This is a genomic window from Streptomyces sp. H27-H5, assembly GCF_026627505.1.
GTDB lineage: Bacteria > Actinomycetota > Actinomycetes > Streptomycetales > Streptomycetaceae > Streptomyces.
This window is the reverse complement of record NZ_JAPNLK010000253.1, coordinates 1-2,346: the sequence shown is the minus strand read 5'-3', so window position 1 is coordinate 2,346 and position 2,346 is coordinate 1. Positions and strand designations below refer to the sequence as shown.

Sequence of the window (2,346 nt, the reverse complement as noted above, 5' to 3'; positions counted from 1 at the left end):
CTTCCTGCCCTCAGGCCTGCCCTTCGGCAGTCCCGAGGACTGCCTCGACTGCGCCTGCTACCTCTACCTCGGCGACCAGCCGACCTGACCAACACCCCTCCACGAACTTTCGCGGTGCAGCACTAGTTTGGTGAGGCCTCGGGTGTGGGCGACCTCGGTGATGAGGTGTTCGTCGTCGGAGCGGATGCAGCAGGTGGAGCGGACCACGCGCAGGCGGCCGTGGGCGCGGGCGATGTCCTTGATGGTGTAGGTGAGAGGCTGGGGCAGTGGGGTGCCGCCTTCGCTGACGTCGGTCAGGCGTTCCAGGAGGGTGCCGGCGTCCAGTCCGGTGTCGAAGGCGCGGCGCAGTGAGGCCGGGGTGATCCGCCAGACGGTGGCGTGTCCCTCGGATTCGCATTCTGCGCAGGTGGTGAGGAGGTCGGTGAGGTCGGGGGCTGCGGCGCCGGTGACGGTGGCGGTCAGGTCGGCCTGGAATCGGACGGTGGTGCGCGGGGTGGGCATCAGTGTGTCGAGGGCGAGTTGGAGGTTGCAGACGGCGTCGGCGAGTGGGGGGTGGCCGGTCAGGTCCGGGCCCGCGCCAGGGACGGCGGGGAAGTGGAGTACGGCCCCGGTGTGCAGCAGGCTGCGTAGGGCGTGGCCGGTGGTGGTGAGGGCGCCGTGGGCTGTGACGCCGAGGAGTTCGGCTTCGGCGAGGGTGGCCTTGGCACGCGAGTGGAGGTCAGGGGTGCCCAGGAATGGGGTGAGTGAGGGTTTGAACCAGGCTGCGCAGTCGAGTAGTTCATCGAGTCCGCGGGTGGTGGTGCCGTGGCCGGTGGGGAGGGTCGCGAGGGCGTCGAGGATGCCTCGGCGCAGTACCGCTGCCATCGTGTCGGTGGGTGAGATCAGTGCGACGGGGCTCTGGTCGTTGTCGGCGGGCCAGTAGGTGAAGATCTCGGGTACGACGCCCCAGGTGGTCAGCAGCGGCAGGAGTCGCTGGGCGGGGGGCAGGGTGATCCAGGTGTCGTAGCGGGGGGTGGGCAGCAGTCGCACCGGGGGTTCAGGGGCCTGTTTGCGGCCACGCCCGCGTCCGCGCGGGGCGGGGAGGGATGCCTGGTCCTGGTGTGGGGCGAGCAGGTCAGCGTTGGAGGCGAGGTCGAGCCACAGGCGGGCCTGTTCCTCGCTGAGTCCGGCGTCCTTGGCGACCCTTTTGGCGTCGCGGACGGTGATGCCGCCTGCCTTGCGGATCGCCAGTGGCTGAGCGGCCACGGCGCGCAGGACGAGTTCGGCGTGCCAGGCGGCAGCTCCTGCTGCCGCCTGGGCCTGGCCGTCGGTGCTGCCGGGCAGCGGCGTGGTGCGGGCCAGGACGGGCGGGGCCAGGTGCAGGTCGGGGGTGGTGTCGTCGCGCAGGGCGTGGGCGATTTCGTACGGCAGCTCGGCGAGGTCGGTGCCGACGGGCAGCAGCAGACCGTGCTCGGCCAGCCAGTCGGTCCCCGCGTCACCGGAACCCCCGGGGCGGATGGTGAACTTGCTGTTCGGGCCGGAGTGGTAGCCGTACCGTGTCACGAAGCAGTGGGTCCGGAGCAGAGGTGGTCCGGGGACCAGCTTGTCGAGCAGATCGCGGGCCGCGGACGGGGCCCGGGCGGCAAGCTCTCTCACCTTCCCGGCGTCCTGGAGAAAGGTGACGACCCGGCGCTGGGAGCCGTCCCGGGTCGTGTCCCTGCCCACGCCCAGCCGGTCGGCGATCGCATGGACCTTGGGAGCGTTGAACGCGGCGGTGAGCAGCAGGCCGACGGGGCGGCCATAGCCCTGGAACTCGGCCGAGCGGTAGTGCAGCAGCGCGGGCACCGCGACCTTGCCCCCATACGGAGGCAAGACCAGCGCCAGGCCGGCCAGGCGCTTCAGCGCCTCCTCGACGGCGGCCCGCGTCGTCGCGTCGGGCGCCAGCCGCCGCAGGACCTCGGCGCGCGGCACAGCACGGCTTGCCGGATCCAATGCGGGCTCCTGACGGACCATATAGCCGTGAGACGGCACCGAACTGGTCGGGGCGGGCCCGTACTCCTTGTCGGAGATCTGGGCGACAGCGGCCAGAAGGCGCAAGTCACCGGCGTTCAGAGAGCCCAGTGCACGGCTGACGGAGACATCGGACAGCAGGTGATCGGCGAGCTGGCCCAGCGTACGCAGGCCCTGCCCGTATCCGGCGGCCTGCGGCAACGCCCGCAACTCCAACAACACGGTGAGCTGCTCAGGGGTACGCTCGGCGAGCCAGTTCTTCAGGGCAGTTGCGCTCTTCACCCAGCCGATCGTAGAGGACACCACACCACGGACGAACCCGGCCCCGCCCCGCCAACGCAACCGAGCGGGACGACG

At 71.0% G+C, this 2,346-nt stretch carries 1 protein-coding gene; it reads right to left on the bottom strand.

Going from position 1 to position 2,346, the window contains the following annotated elements; all coding sequences use genetic code 11:
• Positions 1-63: 63 nt before the first annotated feature.
• Entirely contained in the window at positions 64-2,271 is a 2,208-nt protein-coding gene (locus OTB19_RS42495; protein WP_267804209.1) for a helicase-associated domain-containing protein, read from the bottom strand.
• Positions 2,272-2,346 lie beyond the last annotated feature (75 nt).